Source organism: Streptomyces sp. NBC_00252 (genome assembly GCF_036187565.1).
Lineage (GTDB): Bacteria > Actinomycetota > Actinomycetes > Streptomycetales > Streptomycetaceae > Streptomyces.
In genome coordinates this window covers 3,956,304-3,980,328 of record NZ_CP108087.1, presented here as the reverse complement: position 1 = coordinate 3,980,328, position 24,025 = coordinate 3,956,304, and the positions used below count along the sequence as shown (strand labels likewise).

Annotated in this window: 23 protein-coding genes; 16 read left to right on the top strand and 7 right to left on the bottom strand. The window is 71.2% G+C overall.

Annotation, left to right across the window (positions count from 1 at the left end; genetic code table 11):
- The first annotated feature begins 27 nt into the window (after nucleotides 1-27).
- The 12 genes from OHT77_RS17105 (at nucleotide 28) to OHT77_RS17050 (ending at nucleotide 12,238) form a co-directional block, all read left to right on the top strand.
- Nucleotides 28-522 (top strand): hypothetical protein, encoded by a 495-nt coding sequence (locus OHT77_RS17105; protein ID WP_328829335.1) that lies wholly within the window; start codon nucleotides 28-30, stop codon nucleotides 520-522.
- Nucleotides 506-1,477: a bifunctional lysylphosphatidylglycerol flippase/synthetase MprF gene (locus tag OHT77_RS17100; RefSeq protein ID WP_328829334.1), complete on the top strand. Its 972-nt coding sequence runs from the start codon at nucleotides 506-508 to the stop codon at nucleotides 1,475-1,477. The genes OHT77_RS17105 and OHT77_RS17100 overlap by 17 nt, the downstream gene beginning before the upstream one ends.
- Before the next feature lie 340 nt (nucleotides 1,478-1,817).
- A complete protein-coding gene (locus OHT77_RS17095) occupies nucleotides 1,818-2,948 on the top strand; it encodes an acyl-CoA dehydrogenase family protein (protein ID WP_328829333.1) in 1,131 nt (376 codons plus the stop codon).
- A 128-nt stretch (nucleotides 2,949-3,076) separates the two neighbouring features.
- Entirely contained in the window at nucleotides 3,077-4,225 is a 1,149-nt protein-coding gene (locus OHT77_RS17090; protein ID WP_328829332.1) for an SDR family oxidoreductase, read from the top strand.
- Between the two features lie 443 nt (nucleotides 4,226-4,668).
- The gene (locus tag OHT77_RS17085) at nucleotides 4,669-6,042 is read left to right on the top strand and encodes an aspartate aminotransferase family protein (protein WP_328829331.1); all 1,374 of its coding nucleotides are present in this window, start codon (nucleotides 4,669-4,671) and stop codon (nucleotides 6,040-6,042) included.
- Nucleotides 6,043-6,142: 100 nt separating this feature from the next.
- Nucleotides 6,143-6,610 carry a type II toxin-antitoxin system RatA family toxin gene (locus tag OHT77_RS17080; RefSeq protein WP_328829330.1) on the top strand — a complete coding sequence of 156 codons (468 nt, stop codon included), beginning with the start codon at nucleotides 6,143-6,145 and terminating at the stop codon, nucleotides 6,608-6,610.
- Nucleotides 6,603-7,160, top strand: coding sequence for a flavin reductase family protein (locus tag OHT77_RS17075; protein WP_328829329.1), 558 nt, complete (start codon nucleotides 6,603-6,605; stop codon nucleotides 7,158-7,160). The genes OHT77_RS17080 and OHT77_RS17075 overlap by 8 nt, the downstream gene beginning before the upstream one ends.
- Nucleotides 7,157-8,512, top strand: coding sequence for an NAD(P)/FAD-dependent oxidoreductase (locus tag OHT77_RS17070; RefSeq protein WP_328829328.1), 1,356 nt, complete (start codon nucleotides 7,157-7,159; stop codon nucleotides 8,510-8,512). The genes OHT77_RS17075 and OHT77_RS17070 overlap by 4 nt, the downstream gene beginning before the upstream one ends.
- A gap of 71 nt (nucleotides 8,513-8,583) precedes the next feature.
- Nucleotides 8,584-9,264 (top strand): class I SAM-dependent methyltransferase, encoded by a 681-nt coding sequence (locus tag OHT77_RS17065; protein WP_328829327.1) that lies wholly within the window; start codon nucleotides 8,584-8,586, stop codon nucleotides 9,262-9,264.
- Nucleotides 9,265-9,274: 10 nt separating this feature from the next.
- Nucleotides 9,275-10,684, top strand: a complete 1,410-nt coding sequence (locus OHT77_RS17060; protein ID WP_328829326.1) for a cytochrome P450 — start codon at nucleotides 9,275-9,277, stop codon at nucleotides 10,682-10,684.
- Nucleotides 10,685-10,742: 58 nt separating this feature from the next.
- Complete coding sequence (locus OHT77_RS17055; protein ID WP_328829325.1) at nucleotides 10,743-11,759, top strand: hypothetical protein; 1,017 nt, start codon at nucleotides 10,743-10,745, stop codon at nucleotides 11,757-11,759.
- A complete protein-coding gene (locus OHT77_RS17050) occupies nucleotides 11,756-12,238 on the top strand; it encodes an SRPBCC family protein (protein ID WP_328829324.1) in 483 nt (160 codons plus the stop codon). Before OHT77_RS17055 ends, OHT77_RS17050 begins: the two co-directional genes overlap by 4 nt.
- Before the next feature lie 109 nt (nucleotides 12,239-12,347).
- Here OHT77_RS17050 and OHT77_RS17045 read toward each other — a convergent pair whose 3' ends face one another.
- The 5 genes from OHT77_RS17045 to OHT77_RS17025 form a co-directional block, all read right to left on the bottom strand.
- Complete coding sequence (locus OHT77_RS17045; RefSeq protein ID WP_328829323.1) at nucleotides 12,348-13,901, bottom strand: ABC1 kinase family protein; 1,554 nt, start codon at nucleotides 13,899-13,901, stop codon at nucleotides 12,348-12,350.
- 102 nt (nucleotides 13,902-14,003) lie between these two features.
- Nucleotides 14,004-14,624 carry a hypothetical protein gene (locus tag OHT77_RS17040; protein ID WP_328829322.1) on the bottom strand — a complete coding sequence of 207 codons (621 nt, stop codon included), beginning with the start codon at nucleotides 14,622-14,624 and terminating at the stop codon, nucleotides 14,004-14,006.
- A 64-nt stretch (nucleotides 14,625-14,688) separates the two neighbouring features.
- Nucleotides 14,689-15,243 carry an RNA polymerase sigma factor gene (locus OHT77_RS17035; RefSeq protein ID WP_266772105.1) on the bottom strand — a complete coding sequence of 185 codons (555 nt, stop codon included), beginning with the start codon at nucleotides 15,241-15,243 and terminating at the stop codon, nucleotides 14,689-14,691.
- A gap of 191 nt (nucleotides 15,244-15,434) precedes the next feature.
- A complete protein-coding gene (locus OHT77_RS17030; RefSeq protein ID WP_328829321.1) occupies nucleotides 15,435-16,190 on the bottom strand; it encodes an SDR family oxidoreductase in 756 nt (251 codons plus the stop codon).
- Nucleotides 16,191-16,204: 14 nt separating this feature from the next.
- Entirely contained in the window at nucleotides 16,205-17,683 is a 1,479-nt protein-coding gene (locus OHT77_RS17025; RefSeq protein ID WP_328829320.1) for an FAD-dependent monooxygenase, read from the bottom strand.
- A 123-nt stretch (nucleotides 17,684-17,806) separates the two neighbouring features.
- On the opposite strand from OHT77_RS17025, the gene OHT77_RS17020 reads away from it, so the two are divergent.
- The 3 genes from OHT77_RS17020 to OHT77_RS17010 all read left to right on the top strand — a co-directional run bounded on the left by OHT77_RS17020 (nucleotide 17,807) and on the right by OHT77_RS17010 (nucleotide 20,760).
- Entirely contained in the window at nucleotides 17,807-18,424 is a 618-nt protein-coding gene (locus tag OHT77_RS17020) for a TetR/AcrR family transcriptional regulator C-terminal domain-containing protein (protein WP_328829319.1), read from the top strand.
- 285 nt (nucleotides 18,425-18,709) lie between these two features.
- Entirely contained in the window at nucleotides 18,710-19,726 is a 1,017-nt protein-coding gene (locus OHT77_RS17015; RefSeq protein WP_328829318.1) for a glycoside hydrolase family 11 protein, read from the top strand.
- 35 nt (nucleotides 19,727-19,761) lie between these two features.
- Complete coding sequence (locus OHT77_RS17010; RefSeq protein ID WP_328829317.1) at nucleotides 19,762-20,760, top strand: polysaccharide deacetylase family protein; 999 nt, start codon at nucleotides 19,762-19,764, stop codon at nucleotides 20,758-20,760.
- Nucleotides 20,761-21,251: 491 nt separating this feature from the next.
- Here the strand turns inward: OHT77_RS17010 and OHT77_RS17005 are convergent, their stop codons facing one another.
- On the bottom strand, nucleotides 21,252-21,668 hold the full coding sequence (locus OHT77_RS17005; RefSeq protein ID WP_328829316.1) for an SsgA family sporulation/cell division regulator: 417 nt from the start codon (nucleotides 21,666-21,668) through the stop codon (nucleotides 21,252-21,254).
- 446 nt (nucleotides 21,669-22,114) lie between these two features.
- Nucleotides 22,115-23,026: a LysR family transcriptional regulator gene (locus OHT77_RS17000; RefSeq protein WP_328829315.1), complete on the bottom strand. Its 912-nt coding sequence runs from the start codon at nucleotides 23,024-23,026 to the stop codon at nucleotides 22,115-22,117.
- Between the two features lie 102 nt (nucleotides 23,027-23,128).
- On the opposite strand from OHT77_RS17000, the gene OHT77_RS16995 reads away from it, so the two are divergent.
- Complete coding sequence (locus OHT77_RS16995) at nucleotides 23,129-23,959, top strand: SDR family NAD(P)-dependent oxidoreductase (protein ID WP_328834262.1); 831 nt, start codon at nucleotides 23,129-23,131, stop codon at nucleotides 23,957-23,959.
- Nucleotides 23,960-24,025: the final 66 nt, after the last annotated feature.

Genomic DNA, 24,025 nt, shown 5'->3' with positions numbered 1-24,025 from the left:
TAAACAAGGGTGAAGGGTGGAGGGCACATGGATGCAAAAAACAGATTCGAGACGAGAGCCACCTTCCTGCTGCTGCGCTTGGAATGGCTGGGCGGTCTTGTCGTCTGTGCCGTGTTGGCCGTGCGGCATTTATCGGATATCCGGTGGGGAGTGTTCGTCTCCCTCTTCGTCGTCATCGATGCCATCGGTTATCTCCCTGGCGCGCTGGCTTTTCGGCGGAGTCCGGACGGGCGGATCTCGCGCTGGTACTTCGTGGCGTACAACACCATGCACAGCCTGGTGACGGCGGGTGTTCTCGCCGGGGCGTGGGCGGTGCTGGTGAAGCCGGAGTGGGCGTTGCTCGCGCTTCCCCTGCATCTGCTGGGGGACCGTGCACTGTTCGGGAATTCGCTCAAGCCGTTCGGAGTGCGCTTCGAGCCGCATCCGCATCCGGCGTACGGTGAATTCGAGCGGGCTTACTCGAATTCGGCCGGGTGTAATTCCGACCAGTCGCGGAGGAGTGCGGATGCCGTCCGTCTTTGAGACTCTCGTCCGGCACAGCGACAATCCGAGTTCTTTTCTCGCCCTCAATCAGGGCAATGAATACTTCCGGGATCCGCGGTTCGACGGCACCTGTGTCTATCGGCGGTCGGGGCGGCATCTGTTGCAGTTCGCGGGGCCCTTCGCGGCGGAGGAGCAGCGGGCGGATCTGCTGGACGCCTTCGCGGCGCAGGCCCGGCCGCGGCGGCTGGTGGCCGTACAACTGCAGCGGGCGGACGCGGAGTTGTACGCGGCGCACGGGTTCACGGTGAATCAGCTCGGGGCGTCGTACGCGGTCGACCTGGGCCGGTTCACGCTGCGCGGGTCGGCCTTCGTACGGCTGCGGAACAAGATATCCAGGGCCCGGCGCGCCGGACTCGAGGTGGTCGAGGCTCCCCCCGTGGCCGACGACGAGGCGCAGAACGAGCTGGATCTGATCGACCGGGCCTGGTTGCAGGGCAAGGGCGGGGCGAAGGAACTGCGGTTCCTGGTGGGGGAGCGGACCGGGCTGGCGCAGCGGCACCGGCGGTTGTTCGTGGGGCGGGTCGGTGGGGTGGCCGTCGGGTACATCAGTTACTCGCCGGTGTTCGGGAGTCGGCCGGGGTGGTTGCACGACCTGAGCCGGCGTTCTCCGGATGCTCCGCCCGGGGTGATGGAGGCGTTGAACGCGACCGCGATGGAGCGGATGTCTGCCGACGGTGCGGGGTGGTTGCACTTCGGTTTCACGCCGTTCACCGGTCTCTCCGATGAGCATGAACTGCCGTGCGCGAGCCGTACTTTCACGCGTTGCGTGCGGTTGCTTGCGCGGCATGGGGAGCGGATCTATCCGGCTGCGGCGCAGCTTGAGTACAAGCGGAAGTGGGCGCCCCATGTGGTGCTGCCCGAGTACATCGCCTTTCAGGGGCGGCCCGGGCCTGCGGCGGTGTGGCAGCTGCTGCGGGCTACGCGGGCGGTGTAGGGGGCGGGTGGGGTGCGCGGGGAGCCGGTGGGGTGCGTGGAGCCGGTGGGGTGCGTGGGGGCCGGTGGTGTCGGTTCCGCCATCCGGCCAGTCCCACGTCTCCGACCAATCCCGTCAACCTGCTTGTCCCGTCAACCTGCTTGTCCCGTCAAACCCGCCCGTCTCGTCAACCCGCCCATCCCGCCAACCCACTTGTCCGGTCAAACCCGTCCCGCCATCCCGCCATCCGCCATTCCGCCATCTCGCCATCCGTCATTCCGCCATCCGTCATTCCCGCCACCGTCATCCCGTCCGCCGGGCGGGGCCAGCGCGACCGGGTCGTCCCGGAGCAGGGGAGCACATGAGGTTTCTGGAGCGCGAACGCGCCGTACTGACGAAAAAGCTGCCGGGGCTCGACGAGAGTCTGCGGGCGGTGCCGCTCATGGAGTTGGAGAGTCCGCGCAGTCCGGGTATCGGGCTCTTCCGCGACAGCGGGGGGCCCGGGCTTCTGGTGCCGGTCTCCTGCAAGGGGAAGGGGGCCAGCGCGCTGGACGCCCTGCGGGTGCAGCGTGCGTTGGGGAGCAGGTCGCCGTCTCTGGCGGTGGCCACGACGATGCATCACTTCTCCATGGCCACGCTCGTCGGCCTGGTCACCGATGGCGAGGGACTGGAGTGGATGCTCGTCGAAGGGGTGGCCTCCGGGAATCGACTGGTGGCCTCCGGGTTCGCCGAGGGGCGGCCGGGGGCCGGCATCCTCTCGCCGTCGATGACCGCCACGGTGGGGCCCGACGGGGTCCGGATCAGCGGGGTGAAGCGGCCGTGCAGTCTCGCCCGGTCCATGGATCTGCTCACCGCCAGTGTGCTGGTACCCGGTGAACGGGGGGCGCGTGACGAGGTGGCGGTGGCGTTGGTGCCGGCCGAGAGCGAGGGAGTGAGCGTCAGCGGGTTCTGGTCCAGCTCCTTCCTGGCGGGGGCGGAGAGCGACCAGGTCACGCTCACCGATGTGCTCGTGCCGCCCGAACTGCTCGTGCGTACCTCCGGTTTGGACGGGTGTCTGGACGAACTGCAGACCGCGGGACTGGTGTGGTTCGAGCTGCTGATGACGGGGAGCTATCTCGGGGTCGCCAGTGCGCTGGTGGAACGGGTGCTGCTCAACGAGCGGGTGCCCGAGTCGGAGCGGGTGCGGCTGTTGGTGGAGGCCGAGGGGGCGATGGCCGCCGCGGAGGGTGTCGCTCGGCGGCTCGACGAGGGTTGCCCGGACGAGTCGACGCTCGCCGACTCGCTGTACGTGCGGTACTCCGTCCAGGACGCCCTGGCCCGGATCGTTCCCCGGGCGGTGGAGCTCCTCGGCGGCCTCAACTTCATGAGCTCCGACGAGGTCGGCCACCTCGCGGCCTGCGCCAACGGGCTCTCCCTGCACCCGCCCGCACGGTCCAGGATGACCGGCCCCCTGGCGACCCACCTGGCCGACGGCCCCCTCACGGTCACCTGACCTGACCTGACCTGACCTGACCTGACCTGACCTGACCTGACCTGACCTGACCGGCACTGGGCACGACGGGCCCCGGCCCTGGCCTTCCCCACCCCAACACCCCTCCACCCGAAGGGAGTTCCCGAACCATGCCGCCAAATCCCACCGGTGCCACCGATCCCACCGGCCCTACCGCCCCCAACGCCCCCACCACCCGGCCCCTCTCATCCCACCCCCGGACCCCCCGCCCCACCCTCCTCCTCACCGGCGCCGCAGGCGTACTCGGCCAGGCCCTGATCGACGAGCTCTGCGACGACTACGACCTGATCTGCCTGCGCCACCGCGCACCGTTGGACGACCCCCGGGTCCGGGAGGTGACGGCTGATCTGAGAGCGCCCGGGCTGGGGCTCTCCGCAGCCCAACGGCTGGACCTGGCCGCCGAGGTGGACGTGGTCGTGCACTCCGCCGCCGCCACCAACTGGCGTCTCGACCCGGCCGACATCTGGCGCACCAACCTGGACGGCACCCGTTCGATGCTCGACCTGGCGGCCCGCGCCGACGCCCCGTTCTTCTACATGAGCACCGCCTTCGTGGCGAACCCGCTCGCGCCCGACGAGCAGGAGCGCTTTCCCGGGGCGGCGGCCTACCTCGCGTCCAAGTCGGCCGCCGAGGAAGCCGTACGGTCGGCCGAGGTCCCCGGGGTCATCCTGCGTCCGTCGTTGGTCATGGGGGACTCGTCCACCGGCCGGATCGCGCGGGTGCAGGGTCTGACCCGGGCGCTGGGCGGGATCGTCAAGGGCCAGGTCCCGGTGCTGCCGGGTTCGCCCGGGACGCGGATCGACATGGTGCCGCAGGATGTCGTGGCCCGTGCGGTGGGCGACCTGGTCAGGTCCGGGGTCGCGCGGGGCGAGTACTGGCTCACGGCCGGGCGGGAGGCCATCCTGCAGCGGGAAGTCGTAGACATCTGCCTGGAGTTCGCCGGCCACCACGGCGAACGCCCGCACCCGCCGCGGTTGATCCCGGTGGAGGCGGTGCACCGGTTGCTGCTGCCGCTCCTGGAGGGCCCGTCCTTCCCCGCCCTGGTACGACGCCGGCTCCAGGACTACGCCGAGCTCCTCCTCGTCTTCCAGCGCGAACTGCCCTTCGCCTCCGACCTCGGCACGCCACACTGCGGTACGGCCCCCACCCGCGCCGCGATCCGCTCGGCACTGACCCGCAACGTGGAGTGCTGGGCCACCGGCCGGGGCGGCCTGCGCCGGGCGCGGGCCACCCAGACCCCGGCGGAGCTGGCGTCATGACCGCGATGGAAGCGCCGGCTCACGCGCCCGTAAGGGTGGCCGACCCTGCTGCCGGGGAGGTGGCCGGCCCCGCCGTCGTAGAAACGGCTGCTCCCGCCGCCGTAGAAACGACTGCCCCCGCTACCGCAGGGATGGCTGCTTCCACCCCCGGAAAGACGGCTGGCCTCGCCGTCGTAGCAACGGCTGCATCCGCTCCCGCAGGGATTGCTACTACCGCCTTTGAGGAGACGGCCGGTCCCGTTCCGGTAGGGATGACCGGTCCCGTCGCCGGAGGGACGGTCGGTTCCGTTGCGGTAGGGATGATCGGTCCCGCCCGCAGAGAGACGGTCGGTTCCGCCGTTGTGGAGATGGCCGCTCCCGTTACCGGAGGGGGACCCGCACCCGCCCCCGCAGGGGTTGCCGCTTCCGCCTCTGAGGAGACGGCCGGACCCGTTGCCGTAGGGATGACCGATCCCGTCCCCGAACAGACGGCCCCTCCCGCCACCCTGGAAACAGCCGCTCCCCCCACCCCGCAGACGGCCGCCCCCGCAAAAGCAGTCACCCCCAACCCCGCATCCCCACCCACCCCCAACCCCGCATCCCCACCCACCCCCACCACCGCCGAGCTCTACCGCCGTCACCTCGGCACGGGCCGTGCCGTAATGGGTACCGTGCTCGGCGGCATGGCCGAGATCCACTCCGAAGGTGCCTGGGTGTATACCGACGACGGGCGTCGGTATCTCGACTTCGGGGGATACGGCGTCTTCATCCTGGGGCATCGGCATCCGGCCGTACTCGACGCGGTGCAGCGGCAGTTGGACGCGCATCCGTTGGCGACGCGGGTGTTTCTGGAGCCTGTTGCGGCGCGGGCTGCCGCCGCGCTGGCCGCGCGTACCCCGACCGGTCTCGATCACGTTCACTTCGTCAACTCCGGTGCCGAGGCGACCGAAGCGGGGCTGAAGTTGGCCCGCGCTCACGGGCGCAACGCGCTGGTGACCACCGTGTCGGGGTATCACGGGAAGACCCTGGGAGCGCTCAGCGTCACCGCCAACTCCCTTTATCAGGAGGCTTTTCAGCCGTTGCTGCCGGATACCGTGCAGGTCTCCTACGGGGACTTGGCCGGGCTGGACACGGTGCTTCGGGCGCGTCGGGACCGGGCCTGTGTGATTCTCGAACCGGTGCAGGGCGAGGGCGGGGTGCGTATCCCGCCGGTCGGGTATCTCGCGGAGGCGGCCGCGTTGTGCCGGGTGTACGGCGCGTTCCTGATCGTGGACGAGGTGCAGACCGGGCTCGGGCGGCTCGGTACCTGGTGGGGTGTGGACCCCGAGGGTGTGGCGCCCGATGTCCTCCTCGTGGGGAAGGGGCTGAGCGGCGGGGTCGTACCGGTCGCCGCGATGGTGGCCACCAAGGACGCCTACGGGCCGTTCTCCCGCGACCCCTACCTCCACACCTCCACCTTCGGCGCCTCACCGATCGCCTGTGCGGCCGCGCTGTCGGCCGTGGAGACCATTGATCGTGAGGACATCGTGGAGCGGGCCGCCTCGCTCGGCCGGCAGCTGCTCGCGGGGGTCGAGGACGTCTGCGCCCCCTACCGGGACCGCCTCGTGTGTGACGTGCGCGGCAGGGGGCTGCTGATCGGCATCGAGTTCACCCGGGCCCAGGCCGTCGGCGAGACGCTGCTGGAGCTGGTCAGCCGGGGCGTCCTGGTCAACCACTCCCTCAACTCCACCCGCGTACTCCGGCTGACACCCCCGGCGATCGCCGACGCCGACGAGACCCGGCTCTTCCTCGACACCCTCGCCGAAGCCCTGAAGGCCGTACACACCCGCCTGACCTGACCCCACCCGATCTCATCTCACCTCACCTGACCGGGCGTGGCATCCGCACGGCCGCCCCCCCCCACATCCATCACGACCGCACCCCCTAAGGACAAACCCCATGCGCCACGTGACAGTCCGGATGACAGCCCCCGGCATCGACCCCTCCCACGCCTACCGCAGGATCAGCGACTTCAGCCGGTACCCCGAACTCACCACGACCGTGCGCGCGGTGGAGGTGCAGCCGCCGCGGCCGGACGGTTCCGTGGTCTCCGGGTGGACGGTCGCCTTCCGCAACGGGCTGATGCGGTGGACGGAACGCGACACCTTCTCGCCGGCCACGCTGTCCATCGCGTTCGAGCAGCTCAGCGGTGACTTCGAGACCTTCGAGGGGAGTTGGGCCTGCGAGCCGCACCGGGACGGTACGACCGTCACCTTCCGGGCCTCGTTCGACCTGGGGATCCCCACGCTGGCGGAGATCCTCGACCCGGTGGCCGAGTCGACGTTACGCACCAACATCGAGAAGATCCTCCAGGGCCTGCTCGGCACGGTGTCACCGGCCGGTCTCGCACCCGCCGCGCATGGCTGACCTCGCCCTGGCCCGGACGCGGGACCCGGGCGAACACCTACGGGACGAGCCCGGCCCCGACACCGAGCACTGCCTGCGCCTGTACGCGAAACTCGCCTCCGGCGTCACCGTGGTCACCACCCAGGGCGGCAACGGCCCCACCGGGATGACCGTCTCCTCCCTCACCTCCCTGTCGGCCCGCCCACCCCTCCTCCTCGCCTGCCTGCGCAACGGCTCGCACACCCTCTCGGCGATCGGCGGCCAGGGCGTCTTCGCGGTCAACCTGCTCCGGGACAGCCAGCTCTCGCGGGCCACCCGCTTCGCGGACCCGGCCGCCCTGCCCGCCGAACGGTTCCGTGAGGTCCCCGTCCGTACCGTCCTGGGCGCCCCCGTCTTCGGCGACGCGCTCGCCTGGTCGGTCTGCCTGGTCGAGGACATCCGCCGCTACGGCGACCACAGCGCCGTCGTCGGACGGGTGGCCGTGGTGCAGGTGGCGTCGGGCCGGCCGCTGCTCTGGCACGACCGGAGGTTCGGGTCGCTGTCGGGGGCCGGGGAAGGGGCGCCCCGGTGACCCTGTTCGCACCGGGCACGCCCTGCTGGGACCCCGGGGACCCGGCCGGGGCCGGTGCCGCGGACCCGCTTCCCGCGGTCCACGGCGGGATCGATGCCGATGTGGCGGTGGTCGGCGCGGGACTCGTAGGACTGTCCACCGCCTATCACCTGGCGGAACGTCAGCCCTCCCTGGACATCGTGGTGGTGGACGCGCGGCGGCCCGCGGCCGGGGCCAGTGGGCGGGGCACCGGGCTGCTGGGGCCCCGGGTGGGGCCGCCGGTCGACCGGGCGGTGCGTCGGTACGGGGCCGCCGTCGCCCGCCGGATGCACCGGGCGAGTGCCGAGGCGGTACGACGGGTCGTGGACCTGTGCGACCGGCTCGGCGTGCCCTGCGCGGACGGGGAGCAGATCGTCGCGGCCCGTTCCCGCACCGGGCTCGCGTCCCTCGCGCGGCAGGCCGCCGCCTACCGCGCCCTGGACCTGGAGGTGCCCGTCCTCTGCGCCGCCGACATCCGGCGCCGGGTCGACGTGCCGTACCACGCGGGCCTGCTCCACCGGCACACGGCCACCCTCGACCCGGCCGCGCTGACGGCGGCGCTGGCGAGGGCCTGCGTGGCGAAGGGCGTACGGCTCCACGGCGGCAGCCCGCTGCTGGAAGTGCGTGGCGGGGACGGGCAGCAGCCTCAACTGCTGTTCCCCCAGGGCACGGTGAGGGCGCCGAAGTCCGTGCTGGCGGTGAACGCCGGGGTGGCCGGGCTCGGGCTGCCGGTGGGCACGGTCCTCGGACTCGAAGTCCACGCGGTGGCGACCGAACCGCTCGGTCACGAGGCGCGGGCGCTCCTCGGACACGGCGGCCTGGCGGTGATCGACGCGGTGCCGCTCGCACCGTACTTCCGGCTCACCGCCGACGGCCGACTGGTGGTGGGAGGCGGTACCGCGCTCTGTCCGGACGGGGTCGGGGTCCGCCGTAGAGCCGTGTTGCGGGTGTTCGCGTTCCATCGGCTGGAGCAGTGGCTGCGGGCGCTGCATCCGGCGCTGGCCGGGGTGGAGGTCACGCACCGCTGGGCGGGCGGGATCGCGGTGACGGCGGACGGGCTGCCTGTGGTGGGGCCCGTGCGGGGGCGGCCCGGGGTCTGGTACGCGGGCGGCTGCAACGGGCACGGGCTCGCGATGTCCGTGGCGCACGGCTCCTACCTCGCCGCCGCCCTGCTGGGCGACGCGGACACACCCGAGCCGTTGCCCTGGCACCGCTCGCGGGCACCCCGGCTGCCGGTGGCGGGACCGGCCAGGCCCCTGCTGCGGGCCCACCTGGCGGCCTTGGACCGCACCGCCCGCCGCGCGGCGGGGCCCGCACTCGGACCCCGGGGGTGAGGAGCCGTGGACCACCCGACCGATTCCCCCAGCACCACACGGACGCAGGGCCCACAGGGAAAGGAACACCAATGATCGGCACACTGCTGGCAAGGCCGTTGGAGCTCATGGAGGACAACTTCCGCAGGCCGACCGGGCGCGCCGGGCGGTTCTTCGGGAACCTGATGGCGGTGCAGCACCGGAGCCTCACCGAGTGGACGATCGAGCACATGGACGTGCGCGGCCGTCATCGCGTGCTCGACGTCGGCTGCGGCGGGGGCATGGCGGTGAAGCTGCTGTCCCGGCGGGCCGCGCAGGGGTTCGTCGCCGGGGTGGACTACTCGATGGCGATGGTCGAGCAGGCCGTACGGCGCAATCTGCCGGCCATCGCGCGCGGCCGGGCCGAGGTCCGGCACGGCGACTGCTCCCAACTGCCGTACGAGGACGACTCGTTCGACCAGGTCTGCGCGATCGAGACCTTCTATTTCTGGCCGGATCCGCACAGCGGTCTCGCCGAGGCGTACCGGGTGCTGAAGCCGGGCGGGCAGGTGGCGGTCACGCTGGAGATGAGCCGGGAGGCCGCCGACGCTCCGTCACTCACCCAGCGGTTCTTCGGCCGGCGCTTCACGGAGCGCTCCGAGCGCGCGGGGCTGCACATCCTCTCCGGGGACGACCTGGTGGACCGGCTCACCAAGGCCGGGTTCCAGGACGCCCGGTTCGTGTCGGAGCCGCGCCGCTCGCTGGGCTGGGTCTGCGCGCTGGCGCGGAAGTGAGGGCGGGGCGATGACCGACGTACTCGACATCGGCGCGGTGCCGGATGCTCCCCGGGCGGCCGGACTGCCGTTGCTGGGCAGCGTGCTGGACTTCCGGCGCGACATCCTCCGGGCCATGCACCGGGGGCGCGCGGCGCACGGCGACCTGGTCCGCTACCGGCTCGGCCCGGTGACCGTGCACGGCGTGACCAGCCCGGAGCTGGCCGCCGACGTACTGACCGACAGCGACCGGTTCGGGAAACTCGGGCCGGACAACCCGCTCCGGCTCGTTCTCGGCGAGGGCCTGCTGACCAGCGACGACCACAAGAGCTGGCTGCGCAACCGGCGGATGATGCAGCCGATCTACACCAAGCAGGCCCTCGTCGGCATGTTCGCGACGATGGGCGTCTCGGCGGCCGAGCAGATCGCGCACATGGCCGACCGCTACCGGACCGGCGCGGTGGTGGACCTGCACACGGAGATGATGCGGGTCACCCTCGACATCGTCAGCCGCTGCATGTTCAGCACCGATGTGAGCCGCACCCTGGCCGGGCTCGGCCCGGACGCGGTGGACGTCGCCGTCAACTACGCCTTCGACCGGCTCCAGAACCCGCTGAGCCCGCCCACCTCCTGGCCCACTCCGCGCAACCGCCGCTTCCACGAGGTCATGCGCGGCCTCGACGACCTCATCCACCGGATCATCGCGGAACGCCGCCGGCCCGACGCCCCCACCGGCGGCGGGGACCTCCTCGACATGCTGCTGGCCGCCCGCGACGCCGACACCGGCCAGGGCATGACCGACCGGGAACTCCGGGACGAGGTGATCACCACCTTCGCCGCCGGCCACGAGACCACCGCGATCACCCTCACCTGGGCCTTCTACCTGCTCTCCCGGCACCGCGAGGTCCTGGAGCGGGTCCAGCGCGAGGTCGACGGCGTCCTCGGCGACGCCCTGCCCACCCCCGACGACCTGGCCGGGATGCCGTACACCCTGCGGGTCTTCGAGGAGGCGCTGCGGCTCTACCCGTCGGCGCCGATCCTGCCCCGGCTCGCGCGCCGGGACACCGGACTCGGCGGCCACCGGGTGCCTGCCGGGTCACGCGTCCTGGTGAATCTGTACGACATCCACCGCCACCCCCGGCACTGGCCCGACCCCGAGCGCTTCGACCCGGACCGCTTCCTGCCGGAGGCGGGCAAGGGGCGCCACCGCTTCGCCTATCTGCCGTTCGGCGCCGGGCCGCACCTCTGCATCGGGAAGCACTTCGCGCTCATGGAGGCGCATCTGCTGCTGTGCGCCCTGGTGCGCCGCTGGGAGTTCCGCCATGTTCCCTCTCACCGGGTGGTGAACCACGCCACCATCACCCTGCGGCCGCGGTACGGAATGCTGATGACGATGCATCAGCGGACGCCCTCGGCCGCCCGGCCCGCCCATGTCCAGTAGACCGTCGCCGCACACCACCCCCGCGCCGGAGCCGACCGCACCCGGGAGAACGGACCTCATGAACGCCGACGCCTCGCTCCTCGACCCCGAGCACATCAACCGGACCCGCTACCGGCCGGGCCAGCGGGCCGGTCACTACGAGAGCTTCTACCAGCGGGGCAACCACCCCACCGAACCCCGCGCGTTCTGGATCCGGTACACCGTGTTCAGCCCCGCGGACATGCCCGAGGCGGCCATCGGCGAACTCTGGGCGATCTGGTTCGACGGAGTCACCGGACGGCATGTGGTGGCCAAGGAGGAACACCCCATCGCCGACTGCCACTTCAGCACCGACTCGTTCGGCGCCCGGGTCGGCGACCGCGTGCTGGAACCGGGCCGCCTCAAGGGCGAGGCGCGGGGACCGGACGGCCGGATCGGCTGGGACCTGACGTACGCCGGGGGCCAGCAGCCGCTGTTCCTGCTGCCGCCGCGGATGTACACGGGCGGCTTCCCCAAGGCGAAGAGCCTGGTCGGGACACCGCTCGCCCGGTACAGCGGCAGCCTCGACGTCAACGGCGAGGAGATCGACATCGACGGCTGGACCGGCAGCCAGAACCACAACTGGGGCAGCCGGCACACCGACCACTACGCCTTCGGGCAGGTCGCCGGGTTCGACGGGGAGCCCGACAGTTTCCTTGAGGTCGTCACGGCCCGCGCCAAGCTCGGCCCCGTGCACATCCCGCAGGTCACCTTCCTCGTGCTGCGCCACGACGACCGCGAGTACTCGCTCGTGTCACTGCGTCAGGCGCTCACCGCCAAGGCCGACTTCGGCTACTTCTACTGGGACTTCGCCACGTCCGACGGCACCGTCGACATCCGCGGCCGGATGACCGCCCCCAAGGAACGGTTCGTGGGCCTCAACTACTACAACCCGCCCGGCGGGATCAAACACTGCCTCAACACGAAGATCGGCTCCTGCACGGTCGAGATCGCCAACCGGGTCACCGGCAAACGCACCGCGCTCAAGACCGACAGCCGCGCCCTGATGGAGATCCTCACGGACGACCGTGAGCACGGCATCACCATCCGCGCGTGAGGAGGAACCCGGCCCCGATCGGCGAACGCGTCACGGTCCGGGTGCCGCCGGACATCGCCTACGCCGCCGTGGCCGACGTGACGCGCATGGGGCAGTGGAGTCCGGAGGTCCGGGGCGCCCGTGTGCTGGGCGGCCCGGGCCCCGTGCGCGTGGGCACCCGCTTCGTGGGACTCAACCGCGCCTCCTGGCTGCCCTGGGCCACCCTCTGCACGGTGGTCTCCGCCCGCCCGGGAAGCTGCTTCGCCTTCAAGGTCGGCTTCCTGGGCGTCGCCCTCTCCCAGTGGACGTACCACTTCAGGGAGGTACCCGGCGGATGCGAGATCACGGAGGAATGGCTCGACCTCCGCTCACCGGTCGCCGGCCGACTCCTCACCGCCGTCAGCCCGGCGATCACCGGCGTACTCCGCCGCCGCGAACGCAACCGCGAGACGATGCGCGCGACCCTGGCCGCCCTCCGGACTGCGCTGGAGGGCGGCTGAGGGGGAGCGTGGGGTGCGGGTGAGGGGGGAGGGGCGGGTGAGGGGGGAGGGGCGGGTGCAGGTTTCTGGCGGGCGGTTGCGGCAGTCGGCGCGTCGGGGTCCGGTCGGGTCAGCGGGTTCTGCGGCGGTGGTCCAGGAGCAGGGCCATGGCGCCGAGGGCGATCAATCCCGCGTAGGAGGAGCCGCGTTCGCCGCCCAGGGAGGCCGGGGTCCTCGGGTGGTGGACCTGGAGGGCGAAGCGGCGGTTGGACGCGTCGGCCAGGAGTCCGCGCAGCTGCTCGGGGCTGGTGGTGGCGGTGACCATGAGGTCCATCGCCGTACGGCCCAGCTGCTCCAGCGAGATGAACTCGCCCAGCAGGGACATCACGATGCCGCGGACCTCGCCCTTGAAGATCTCCGCGAGGGACAGCTCGGGCGCGAGGCAGCGCACCGAGCCTTCGAGGTTGGCGAAGGACTTGCCGAGCAGGGAGATCGAGGGCGCGGAGCCGATGCCCCGCTTGGTGGCCTTCTCCAGCACCGTGGTGAGCGAGACGCCGAAGTTGAGTTCGCCCAGCGAGGCGCTGGAGATCTTGGGGACCAGCGCCGCCATGTCGGAGGCGAACGCCGGCAGGTTCGCCCAGGCGGTCAGCTTCCCCATGTCGGCCCAGGCGCGGGCCAGTCCGTGCCCGTCGTTCTGCGCCAGCGCCATCAGCAGCGGCAGCAGCTGCAGGCTGGTCCGCTTGTCCAGGCGCCCCACCATGCCCCAGTCGATGAGCGTCGCGGGGCCCCCGGGCAGCGCGAAGACGTTGCCCGCGTGCGGGTCCGCGTGGAACGTCCGCTGCAGGAAGTAGCCGCGGTACATGAACCGCAGCAGGTCCTTGCCGATGTCCGTGCGCTCGCTGTCGCTGAACGACCTGGGGTCCAGATGCCGTACGGACATCCCGGTAGCCATCGACTGCACCAGCACCCGGGGTGTGGCCAGGAGGACCTCGGGGACGGCCAGGGTGCTGAAGTCACGGGCCGCCTCCCGGCCCTCCTCCATGTTGCGGGCCTCACCGGTGAAGTCCAGCTCGGGTTCCATGGCGTCGAAGATCGAGCCCAGCATCGCCTCGACGTCGATGACCTCGTTGAACCGGGGTGCCGCCCGGGCCACGATGCGGGAGGCCCGGCGCAGCAGGGCCATGTCGGCCCGGACGGCCTCACGGATCTCCGGCCGCTGGATCTTCACCACGGCCGGTCTGCCCCCGGGCAGGGTCACCTTGTAGACCTGGGCCAGCGAGGCCGCGCCCAGCGGCTTGGTGGTGTCGATGTCGTCGAACGCGAGCTTCCAGTCGGGGCCGAGATCCTTCTCCAGGACCGGCTCGAACAGGGAGAACGGCTGCACGTCGACCTGGTCGTGCAGGTTCTGGAACTCGGCGATCATCGACGGCGGCACCATGTCGGGCCGCGTGGACAGGATCTGACCGAGCTTCACATAGAACGGGCCGAGGCTCTCCAGCGCTTTCCGTACGGCCCGGGCGCGCCGTTGGGCGTCCCCGGCGGCGGATTCCTCCTCCTCCGCCGGGGACCGGCCGTTCCCCTTGGATCTGCCGCGTTCCCGCGCCGTATGACCGACCTCGTCGGCGATCAGACTGCCCAGCACCTTCACGACCAGCCGGAGCCGGTCGCCGATCAAGGTCCTCACGACGCGGGTTCCCTCCTAAGGGTTCTCAGGGTTCTGCGGAAGCCGGCCCGGACCGCCGGGCGCGGACCGCGGGTCAACGGCCCTGTGCCAGGACGGCGTCGGTCATCCCTTCTTGGCCGGCGGACGGACTCCGGCACTCGCCGCGACATCGCTGATCGTGTCCAGGGCGCCGACCAGCGAGGACAGCAGCTCGGTCAGTTTGGCGATCTGCTGGGGCAGGGTCACCAGGGATTCGGCCAGGCCGCCGAGCCCGCCCACGGCGGCGGGCATCCCCGCGGCCGCACCAGCGAGCTGGCCGAAGGCGGCGAGCGGATTGTTGTGGGAGGAGGTGGACTGGCCGGCCAGCCCGGCGAGGGCGGCCGCCGGGTTCGCGCCCGCCAGGACGGCGAGCGGGTTGGCGTTCGCGAGGGCGGCCAGGGGGTTCACCTGGCTGGAGTTCCGGTCGGAGGAGGCGCCTGCCAGGAGGGCGAGCGGGTTGGCGCCGGCGAGTGCGGCCACGGGGTTCAGCCCGCCACCGCCGAACGCGGCCATCGCCTGCAGTGCCCCGAGGGGCGTCCCGGCGAGGGCCGCCATCGGATGGGCGGCGCCGAACCAGTCCGGGAAGTCGGACTTCCTGGATTTGTTCGGCGGGTCGAGGAAATCGTTGAACGCTTTGTTGGAACTGTCGGCGATGTCGCCGAGTAAGTTCTTGATGGTGTCCTGTGTGCTCGGTTTGTCGGCCACTTTTCGGAGTGTCCTTCCCTAGAGGGCATCATGGAATTGGCCAGGATGCCGAACCATTTTCCGGTCATCCGCAGGATTCGCCCAGAGACTGGGTGCACATGTGCCGGAGCCTCGCTCTGCCACGTGTGAATGCACCCTCGGCGGCCTTTACGGAGATCTGGTTGATGCGGGCGAACTCGGCGATGGAGATCCCGTCGGCCCGCGCGAGCATCACCTGCCGTTCCCGGCCCCGGAGCTGGCCGGCCTGCCGGAGCAGCCAGCGCCCGAATTCCTGGTCGCAGACGGCCTCCTCCAGCATTTCCGGCTCCCCGTCGGTGATGCGCAGCAGCAGCCTCTGCCAGCGCTCCCGCTCCCGGTAGCTGTCGATGCACAGCCGCATGGCGACCGTGGTCAGAAACGGTCCGAGCCGGTCACGGTCCAGGTCGCGGTGGGTCGCCGCGCGCAGCATGGCCTCCTGGACGCAGTCCTCGGCGTCATGCAGGTTGGGCAGCCGGCGGCGCACCAGCCGCAGGAGGCGCTCGCGATGCTGAAGGACTTCGGTCCAGAAGGAATCGCAGCATAAGTGCATGCGCCTCACCAATGATCGAACGAAAGAAATGCACCCGGCGATTGGCTCCACGCATGCCCTCATGGCACGAAAATCCCCTCCACTCTTTCCACCCCCTCGCCCTTCCTTTTCATTCTTTGCTGTAAACAACGGCTTTCTGCCCTGGGGGGAGGTGGTTAACCCGCACATCACACCCTTCCTTCGTTTGAATGAGAAAATGAGAAGGGATAACAGTATCTTCGGTCCGGAGAGTGGACACCCCGTCAGAACCCCCGCCGAGCCCCGCCGTCCACCGAAACCATCACCCCGCTGACATACGACGCCGCGGGCGACAGCAGAAACGCTCCCGCGCGTCCGAACTCCTCCGGTGTCCCGTATCGCCGCAGCGGAATCGCGGCCTCGTTGGCGGTGCGTCGGGCGTCCGGGTCGGGGGCGAGGCCGTCCAGGTCGCGCATGCGGTCCGTGGCGATGCGGCCCGGGAGGACGCCGACGACGCGGATGTCGCGCGGACCCAGCTCGTCGGCCAGGGACTTGGCGAAGCCGGCGAGGCCGGGGCGGAGGCCGTTGGAGAGGGCCATGCCGGGGGCCGGTTCGTGGGCCGTGCCCGAGAGGACGAGGCCGATCGCGCCCCCGGCCGTCAGCTCGGCCGCCGCCGCGCGGGCCAGCCGTACCGCGCCCAGGAACACCGACTCGAACGCCGCCGCCCACTGCGCGTCGGTGGTGGCCGCCACGCCGCCCGCGGGCGGGCCGCCGACGCTGACGAGGATGCCGTCGAAGCCGCCGTACAACTCCCGTGCGAGGGCGATCAGTTGGTGCGGGGCGTGCGGGTCGGCGTTGTCCACACCGGCCCCGGCCGTGTGCGGGCCCAGCTCGGCCGCCGCCTCCGCCGCGCGCTTCCCGTCGCGGCCGGTGACGACCACCCTGGCGCCGTCGGCGACCAGTTCACGGGCGACGGCGTAGCCCAGCCCGCGGGTGCCGCCGGTGACGACGTACACCTTGTCCTTCAGTCCGAGATCCATGACTCTGATCCCTCCTAGTGGCCGAGGGCCGTGGTGACGACCGCGTCCACCCGGGCCGTCAGCTTCGTGTCGTCCTCCTCCGCCCAGGCCCACGCGACGTGCCCGTCGGGCCGGATCAGGGCCGCGCGCACGTCCGACCAAGCGGGCCGCGTGCCGTCGGGCGCACCGGCGTGGACCCTGACCCGCCGCTGCGCGCGGTCGGCGAGCGCGCCGTCGGCCGTCAGGTCCAGCAGGACGTACGAGTCCGCCCGCAGCGCGCCGAACAGGGTGCCGTCCGTGCCGGTCAGGGGCAGGTCGGGGGCGCGGGTGCCGGTCACCGGGTGGGCCGTCGGGTCGGTGCTCGGGTAGGCCACGTCCAGCGCGGTCAGCCGGCCGGCCAGGACATCGCTGAACTCCCGCGACTGCGCCACCATCCGGCTCAGCAGGTCGCGTAGCGCGAGCCCCTCGGGCGAGAACGCGTGGAAGAGATGGGTCTGCGCGCGGCTGTGCTCCATCAGCTGCTCGCCGACCGGGTGGCGGTCGGCGTGGTAGCTGTCCAGCAGCCCGTCGGAGGCCCAGCCGTCGATCGTCGCTGCCAGCTTCCAGCCGAGGTTGAAGGCGTCCTGGAAACCGACGTTCATCCCGACGCCCCCGGTGGGGAAGTGCTGGTGGGCGGCGTCGCCCGCGAGGACGACACGGCCGCGCCGGTAGGGGGAGGCGAGCCGGGTGGCGTTGCCGTAGCGGGAGAGCCAGGACGGGTCGCGCATGCCGAAGTCCTCGCCGGTGATGTCGACGACCTTCCGCCGCAGTTCGTCCATGGTGAAGTCGCCGGGCCACTCGGTGGTCACGCTGTCGGGGGTGGTGCCCGCGATCCGCCACCGGTTGTCGGGCAGCGGCACGATCATCAGGCCGCCACGTTCGTTGAAGCGGTTGTATCCGGGCGCCGGCGGGTTGTCGAAGCGGACGTCACCGAGCCAGCCGAGGTGGGTGGAGGCCGTGCCGGGGAAGTCGATCCCGGCCGCCTCGCGCACGGTGCTCCGGGTGCCGTCGCAGCCCGCGATGTACTCCGCCCCGATCTCGTACGGCCCCTCCGGCCCCTCCACCCGCACGGTCACCGAGTCCGCGTGCTCGGTGAATCCGGTGACCCGGTGCCCGCGCCGGACGGTAGCGCCGAGGTCGCGGGCGTACTCCTCGAAGAGCGCCTCGGTGCGCGCCTGGGGAATGAAGAGGGTGTACGGGAACGGGGTGTCGAGGACGGAGAAATCGAGCCGGTCGGACAGGTTGGCGAAGTGGCCGGTGGAGATCTTCAGGCTCTCGTCGAGGAACCGCTGGTGGATGCCGCGCGAGGCCAGCACCTCGATGCCGCGCGGGTGCACGGTGAGCGCCTTGGAGCGGTCGTCGATCTCGGTGCGGGTCTCCAGGACGGTGACGGAGATGTCGTTCAGGCGGAGTTCGGCGGCGAGCCAGAGCCCGACGGGGCCGCCTCCGGCGATGACGACCTGCTGTGTTTCCACGGGATCACCCTTTTCTCGGTGGTGGGGGACCGGTCGGGCCGTCGCCCGGCGACCGGCATGGCGGAGCCCCGGCCGCACCCTTGGTCACTGACCTAGAAGCTCCGTGTGCAGTAAACTAGGTCAGTGACCAACAAGCAACAGAGCGACCGACTGGATCCGGCCACGGTCATCCGCGCCGGACTCGACCTCCTGGACGAGAAGGGCCTCGACGCCGTGTCCACGCGCGCGGTCGCCGACCGGCTCGGCGTGCGCATCAACACCGTGCAGTGGCACGTGAAGACCAAGGCCCGGATGCTGGAGCTGATGGCCGACGCCGTACTCGGCGAGATCCCGCTCACCGGCCTCCCGGACGTCCCCGCCGACCGCGCCCGCGAACTTGCCCGCCGCTTCCGGCGCGCCCTGCTCACCCACCGCGACGGCGCGGCCCTGGTCGTCGGCACCTACGCCGCCGAACCCAAGACCCTCGCCTTCGCGGAACGCCTGGTGGAGGCACTCCTCGCGAGCGGCCTGGGCGACCGCGAGGCCGCGTGGACCTCATGGGCCGTCGTCTACTTCGCCCTCGGCCTCACCCAGGAGGAACAGGCCGTCGATCACCGCCCGTTGGGCGACGCCCTGACCCGCGCGATCTCCGACACAACCCACCCGGCGCTGCACCGCGTGGCCGTCCACCTCGCGCCGACGTCGTTCGATGAGCGCTTCGAGTTCGGGGTGACCGCCCTGCTCGCCGCGCAGGGTCGGTGACACCGACGACCGCGGAATCGCGCTCCGTATGATCGGGGAATTCTTCGAAACATTCGGGCGAAAACATTCGAAGACCGGATCTTGATTTCCCACGAGCGAGGAAAGCCCACCGGCTGTGAATCGTTCAATTGCGCTGCTGAGCTGGGAAGTTGAAAGCCAATCCGAGCAATTGCGGGCAGCGAATATTTCGTACTCGACACCGAAACTATTGACAGTTGTCAGGGCCAGACCAACACTGACGCCGTCGTGACCGTGATGTGACGAGGACGAGGAGGAAGCTCCCGCATGAACAACGCACCCGCACCCGCATCCGCGCGCACCCCCCAACCACCGCCGCGCTTCCGGCTGTTCGTCAGCAGTGCCTGCGCGCTGCTGCTGGCCCTCCTGGCGACGATGACGCTGCCGGGCACCGCCAGTGCCGACACGGTCGTCACCACGAACCAGACCGGCACCAACAACGGCTACTACTACTCGTTCTGGACCGACTCCCCGGGGTCGGTCTCCATGAACCTCGGCTCCGGCGGCAACTACAGCACCACCTGGAGCAACACCGGCAACTTCGTCGCGGGCAAGGGCTGGAGCACCGGCGGCCGCCGCAGCGTGACGTACTCGGGGACCTTCAACCCGTCGGGCAACGGCTACCTGTCGCTCTACGGCTGGACGTCGAACCCGCTGGTCGAGTACTACATCGTCGACAACTGGGGCACCTACCGGCCGACGGGCACGTTCATGGGCACCGTCAACAGTGACGGCGGCACCTACGACATCTACAAGACCACGCGGTACAACGCCCCCTCGGTGGAGGGCACGAAGACCTTCGACCAGTACTGGAGCGTCCGGCAGACCAAGCGGACCGGCGGCACCATCACCACCGGCAACCACTTCGACGCCTGGGCCCGCGCCGGCATGCCGCTCGGCAGCTTCAGCTACTACATGATCCTCGCGACCGAGGGCTACCAGAGCAGCGGCAACTCCAACATCACAGTGGACGGCACCGGTTCGGGCGGCGGGGGCGGCGGAGGCGGTGGCGGCTCCAGCGGCTGCACCGCGACGCTGTCCGCCGGTACGCAGTGGAGCGACCGCTACAACCTCAACGTCGCGGTCACCGGCTCCAGCAACTGGACCGTCACGATGAACGTCCCGTCCCCGGCGAAGGTCCTCTCCACCTGGAACATCGCGGCCAGCTACCCGAGTTCGCAGGTGCTGACCGCGAAACCCAACGGCAGCGGCAACAGTTGGGGCGCCACCATCCAGGCGAACGGCAACTGGACCTGGCCCACGGTCTCCTGCACGGCGAGCTAGCCGCCCCCACTCCCAAGGCTGGAGGACCACTTCACATGAGATCCGCACCGCACTTCTCGTTACGCTCCCTGGTCGCCAGGCTCGCCGTCGTCGCCCTGGCCGCCGCGGGCACCCTCGCCGTCGGTACGGCGGCCCCGGCGCAGGCCGCCACCTGCAGCGGGTACGTCGGGCTCACCTTCGACGACGGCCCGTCCGGCAACACCCCCACCCTCCTCAACACCCTGAAGCAGAACGGCCTCCGGGCCACCATGTTCAACGAGGGTCAGTACGCGGCCTCCTACCCGGCGCAGGTCAAGGCGCAGGTCGACGCCGGGATGTGGGTCGGCAACCACAGCTACACCCACCCGCACCTGACCCAGCAGACGCAGGCGACCGTCGACTCGGAGATCTCCCGGACCCAGCAGGCCATCGCGTCCGCGGGCGGCGGCACACCCAAGCTGTTCCGCCCGCCGTACGGCGAGACCAACGCGACCGTGAAGGCCGTGGAGGCCAAGTACGGTCTGACGGAGATCATTTGGGACGTCGACTCGCAGGACTGGAACGGCGCGAGCACCGACGCGATCGTCGCGGCGGCGGGCCGGCTCACCAACGGCCAGATCATCCTCATGCACGACTGGCCCGCCAACACGGTCGCGGCGATCCCGCGCATCGCCCAGGGCCTGGCCGCCCGCAACCTCTGCGCCGGAATGATCTCCCCGACGACGGGCCGCGCGGTGGCCCCCGACGGCAGCGGCACCGGCGGCGGCGGTGGTGGTGGCGGTGGCGGCGGCAGTTGTACGGCGACGCTGTCTGCCGGTACGCAGTGGAGCGACCGCTACAACCTCAACGTCGCGGTCACCGGCTCCAGCGCCTGGACCGTGACGATGAACGTGCCGTCGCCCGCGAAGATCATCGCGACCTGGAACATCGCGGCCAGCTACCCGAGTTCGCAGGTGCTGACCGCCAAACCCAACGGCAGCGGCAACAGTTGGGGCGTGACCATCCAGACGAACGGCAACTGGACCTGGCCCACGGTCTCCTGCACGGCTAGCTGACCCCGGCGGGACCGGACGCTCGTAGTAGTCCTCGAAGTGGGCCCGGACGGTCTCCGGGGAGCGGTCGGTGAGGAGGTGGAAGAGGAAGCCGGAGCCGTCCGGGCTCCCGTGGCCCACAGGGAAATCGATGGCCGAGCCGGCGCGCCACACGGTGTCGCCGGTCTCGCGCCACAGGCAGACGGTGGCCCGCGGGACGCCGAGGCCCTCGTCACGGAAGGCCGGCTCGTCCAGCAACGGCCGCAGGGCGGCGGGCACTTCGTCGACGACGCCGGGCCAGACCTGCTCGTCCTCCGTCGCGTACGGGCTCATCGCCGACTCGTGGTCGAAGCCGCGGACGAGCACACCGGCCGGGGCGAAGACGACGGAGAAGTCGTCCCCCGAGCCGTTGTCCATCAGTGCCGCCTCCTCGCCGGTGCCCCAGTCGGCGTGGAAGGCGTACGCGCGGAACCGCGGCCTCATGGAAGCAGCCGCCACGGACAACCGGCCCGCGCTCACGCACCGTCGAGCAGCGAGGCGAGCCCGCGGTCGAGGGACGGTTCCACGGCCTCCCGGCCCGGTTCGGTCACCCGGTACGTGCGGCGCAGGAAGTGGTGCAGGGCGACGCTGTCGAAGCGGATCATCGCGATGCCCTCCGGAGAGTGGAACTCAACTGCCGTATGCGCGGGGCCGTATGGCCTGATGTGCACGTTGCCCATCCCGGCCGGGGTCACGAGACCCTCCTCCAGCAGCGCCCGCGCGAACGTCCACGTCACCTTCTTGCCGTCGAGCGATATCCAGGCGGGGAACAGGAGTTGGACGGCGAAGGGGTCCCCCGAGGAGTAGCGAAGGGTGACCGTGACGGCCAGCTCCTGGTCGTCGTCGGCGATCAGGCGGGCGCCGGTGGGCTGTTCCAGGGTGAGGTGGTTCATGGGCGGTCTCCGAACTCGGGCGGGGCGGCGGCCTGTTGTGCCGGCACATCCTGTTGAGAGCGCGGAGGGGCGGTTGATTACGCCGGGACGGAAGAAGGTTGATGTGATCTGGGCCACGTTCCGCTGACGACGGTCCCGCCGCCGCGTACGCCCGGATCTGCGAGGAGCAGCAGCCATCGGTCGCTGGTGGCGTAACTCCCCGTTGCTGCCACCCCCAGTGGTCTCGGAGCCCAAGCCGACGGACCCGGTGACCGGGGGAGAGGGCGGTGGTGAGGGTGACGGCGTAGGCCATGGCGACGGATCGCCGGGCGAGCCCGTGAAGGAGACGCCGTACCCCGTCGTCCCGGAGCCCACGACCACACCCGCCCCTTCGGCCGACCAGCCCTGTACCCAGGCACCGGAGTCGGGTCGGACGAGCGCATAGCCGTACCGCGGGTGCGTCCCGCTCAGCGGCCCGTCGCCAGGCGGCACGCCTCCGCGTACGCCCGGACCAGGGGGCGTGCACCGTCCTCGCGCCGCCACGCGAGGGCGTAGCGGCTCGGCGAAATCCCGTGCACCGGGCGGGTGATGACCCCGCCGAGGGTGATCAGCCGGGCGTTGCCCGTGGCGACCAGGCAGACACCCAGGCCGGCGGCCAGCGCCTCGTACGTCTCCTCCGTGCTCGCGATCTCCGCGCCGATGCGCGGTGGCCGTCCGCCGCGTTCGTCCAGGGCGAGCCAGTGGTCGCGCAGGCGGCCCGCGCTGGGCGGGAGGGCGAGGAACGGTTCGTCGAGGAGGTCCGCGAAGTCGATGTGGGGGCGGCTCGCGAGGGGGTGCGTGTCCGCGAGCGCGAGCAGGCGGGGTTCCTCGGCGACCACCGTCCAGTCGTAGCGCTCGCCGCTCGTCGCCTCGGGGAGGGGCAGCCAGACGAAGGCCACGTCCGTGTCGCCGTCGGCGAGTCCGGCGGTCGGGTCGTCCCAACTCACCTGGCGTAGCCGGACGGTGGCCTCCGGACGCGCGGCCGTGAAGCGGGAGCGGATCGCGGGCAGGAGGCCGCCGCGGCCGGGGCTCGTGCTCATGCCGACCACCAGCGTGCCGCGTTCGGCCGCGCCGACCTCGGCCAGCGCGGACGCGCCCTCCGCCCAGACCGCCAACAGCCGCTCGGCGTACGGCAGGAGAGCCGCACCGGCCGGGGTGAGCGCGACGCCCTGCCGGTCGCGCCGGAACAGTTCGGCGCCCAACTGCCGCTCCAGCGCCCGGATCTGTTTGCTCAGGGCGGGCTGCGACACGTACAGCCGCTCGGCCGCGCGCGTGAAGTGCAGCTCCTCGGCGACCGCGACGAAGTAGCGCAGGTCCCGCACATGGACGTCCGTCGTCATAACCAACGGTTATCAGAGCGGGTCTTGGACGGGCAACCGGCGGCGGCAGCAAGGTGGTCGGTGACGGAAGCACGTGAACTCACCCGAATTCCTGGAGTCCTGATGAACAAGGTGTGGCTGGTGACCGGTGCGAGCAGCGGATTCGGGCGGGCGATCGTCGAGGCGGCGCTCGCGGCCGGTGACGTGGTCGTCGGCGCGGCCCGGCGGACCGAAGGCCTGGACGACCTCGTCGCCGCCCGGCCCGACCAGATGGAGACACTGCGCCTGGACGTCACCGACACGGGGGCGGCGCAGGCGGCCGTACGGGATGTGGTGGCGCGGCACGGGCGGATCGACGTGCTCGTCAACAACGCGGGCCGTACGCACGTCGGCGCCTTCGAGGAGACCACCGAGCAGGAACTGCGCGACCTGTTCGACCTGCATGTCTTCGGGCCCGCCGCCCTCACGCGCGCGGTACTGCCGCACATGCGGGAGCGGCGCTCCGGGGCGATCGTGCAGATGAGCAGCATGGGCGGCCAGATGTCCTTCGCGGGCTTCTCGGCGTACAGCGGAACGAAGTTCGCCCTGGAGGGACTGTCCGAGGGGCTCGCGGACGAGGTCGCCGAGTACGGCATCAAGGTGCTCGTCGTGGAACCGGGCGCCTTCCGCACCGCCCTCTTCGACACGGCCCGGGCCGGGGTCAGCCCCGACAGCGGGGTCTACGCGCGCGTGAGCGAGACCCGCGCCTCCGTCGCCGCCAACGCCGGCATCCAGCCCGGCGACCCCGCCAGGGCGGCGGCCGTCGTCCTCGCCGCCCTCGACGCCGAGAACACCCCGCTGCACCTGCCGCTGGGGGAGGACGCGATCGGCGCGGTGCTCGGGCATCTGGACCAGGTGCGCGCCGATGTCGAGGCGTGGGAGAAGCGGGCGCGGGCAACCGGGTTCGAGGCCTGACAGCGGGCCCGCGGGCGGCCGGGGGTGCCGTCCCGGTCCGGTTGTCAGTGGCGCGTGCCACGATGG

Excerpts from the sequence above, each read along its gene's own strand:
- OHT77_RS17105 (WP_328829335.1), top strand. The coding sequence starts at position 28 with ATGGATGCAAAAAACAGATTCGAGACGAGAGCCACCTTCCTGCTGCTG.
- OHT77_RS17100 (WP_328829334.1), top strand. The coding sequence starts at position 506 with ATGCCGTCCGTCTTTGAGACTCTCGTCCGGCACAGCGACAATCCGAGT.
- OHT77_RS17095 (WP_328829333.1), top strand. The coding sequence starts at position 1,818 with ATGAGGTTTCTGGAGCGCGAACGCGCCGTACTGACGAAAAAGCTGCCG.
- OHT77_RS17090 (WP_328829332.1), top strand. The coding sequence starts at position 3,077 with ATGCCGCCAAATCCCACCGGTGCCACCGATCCCACCGGCCCTACCGCC.
- OHT77_RS17085 (WP_328829331.1), top strand. The coding sequence starts at position 4,669 with ATGACCGATCCCGTCCCCGAACAGACGGCCCCTCCCGCCACCCTGGAA.
- OHT77_RS17080 (WP_328829330.1), top strand. The coding sequence starts at position 6,143 with ATGCGCCACGTGACAGTCCGGATGACAGCCCCCGGCATCGACCCCTCC.
- OHT77_RS17075 (WP_328829329.1), top strand. The coding sequence starts at position 6,603 with ATGGCTGACCTCGCCCTGGCCCGGACGCGGGACCCGGGCGAACACCTA.
- OHT77_RS17065 (WP_328829327.1), top strand. The coding sequence starts at position 8,584 with ATGATCGGCACACTGCTGGCAAGGCCGTTGGAGCTCATGGAGGACAAC.
- OHT77_RS17060 (WP_328829326.1), top strand. The coding sequence starts at position 9,275 with ATGACCGACGTACTCGACATCGGCGCGGTGCCGGATGCTCCCCGGGCG.
- OHT77_RS17055 (WP_328829325.1), top strand. The coding sequence starts at position 10,743 with ATGAACGCCGACGCCTCGCTCCTCGACCCCGAGCACATCAACCGGACC.
- OHT77_RS17030 (WP_328829321.1), bottom strand. The coding sequence starts at position 16,190 with ATGGATCTCGGACTGAAGGACAAGGTGTACGTCGTCACCGGCGGCACC.
- OHT77_RS17015 (WP_328829318.1), top strand. The coding sequence starts at position 18,710 with ATGAACAACGCACCCGCACCCGCATCCGCGCGCACCCCCCAACCACCG.
- OHT77_RS17010 (WP_328829317.1), top strand. The coding sequence starts at position 19,762 with ATGAGATCCGCACCGCACTTCTCGTTACGCTCCCTGGTCGCCAGGCTC.
- OHT77_RS17005 (WP_328829316.1), bottom strand. The coding sequence starts at position 21,668 with ATGAACCACCTCACCCTGGAACAGCCCACCGGCGCCCGCCTGATCGCC.
- OHT77_RS17000 (WP_328829315.1), bottom strand. The coding sequence starts at position 23,026 with ATGACGACGGACGTCCATGTGCGGGACCTGCGCTACTTCGTCGCGGTC.
- OHT77_RS16995 (WP_328834262.1), top strand. The coding sequence starts at position 23,129 with ATGAACAAGGTGTGGCTGGTGACCGGTGCGAGCAGCGGATTCGGGCGG.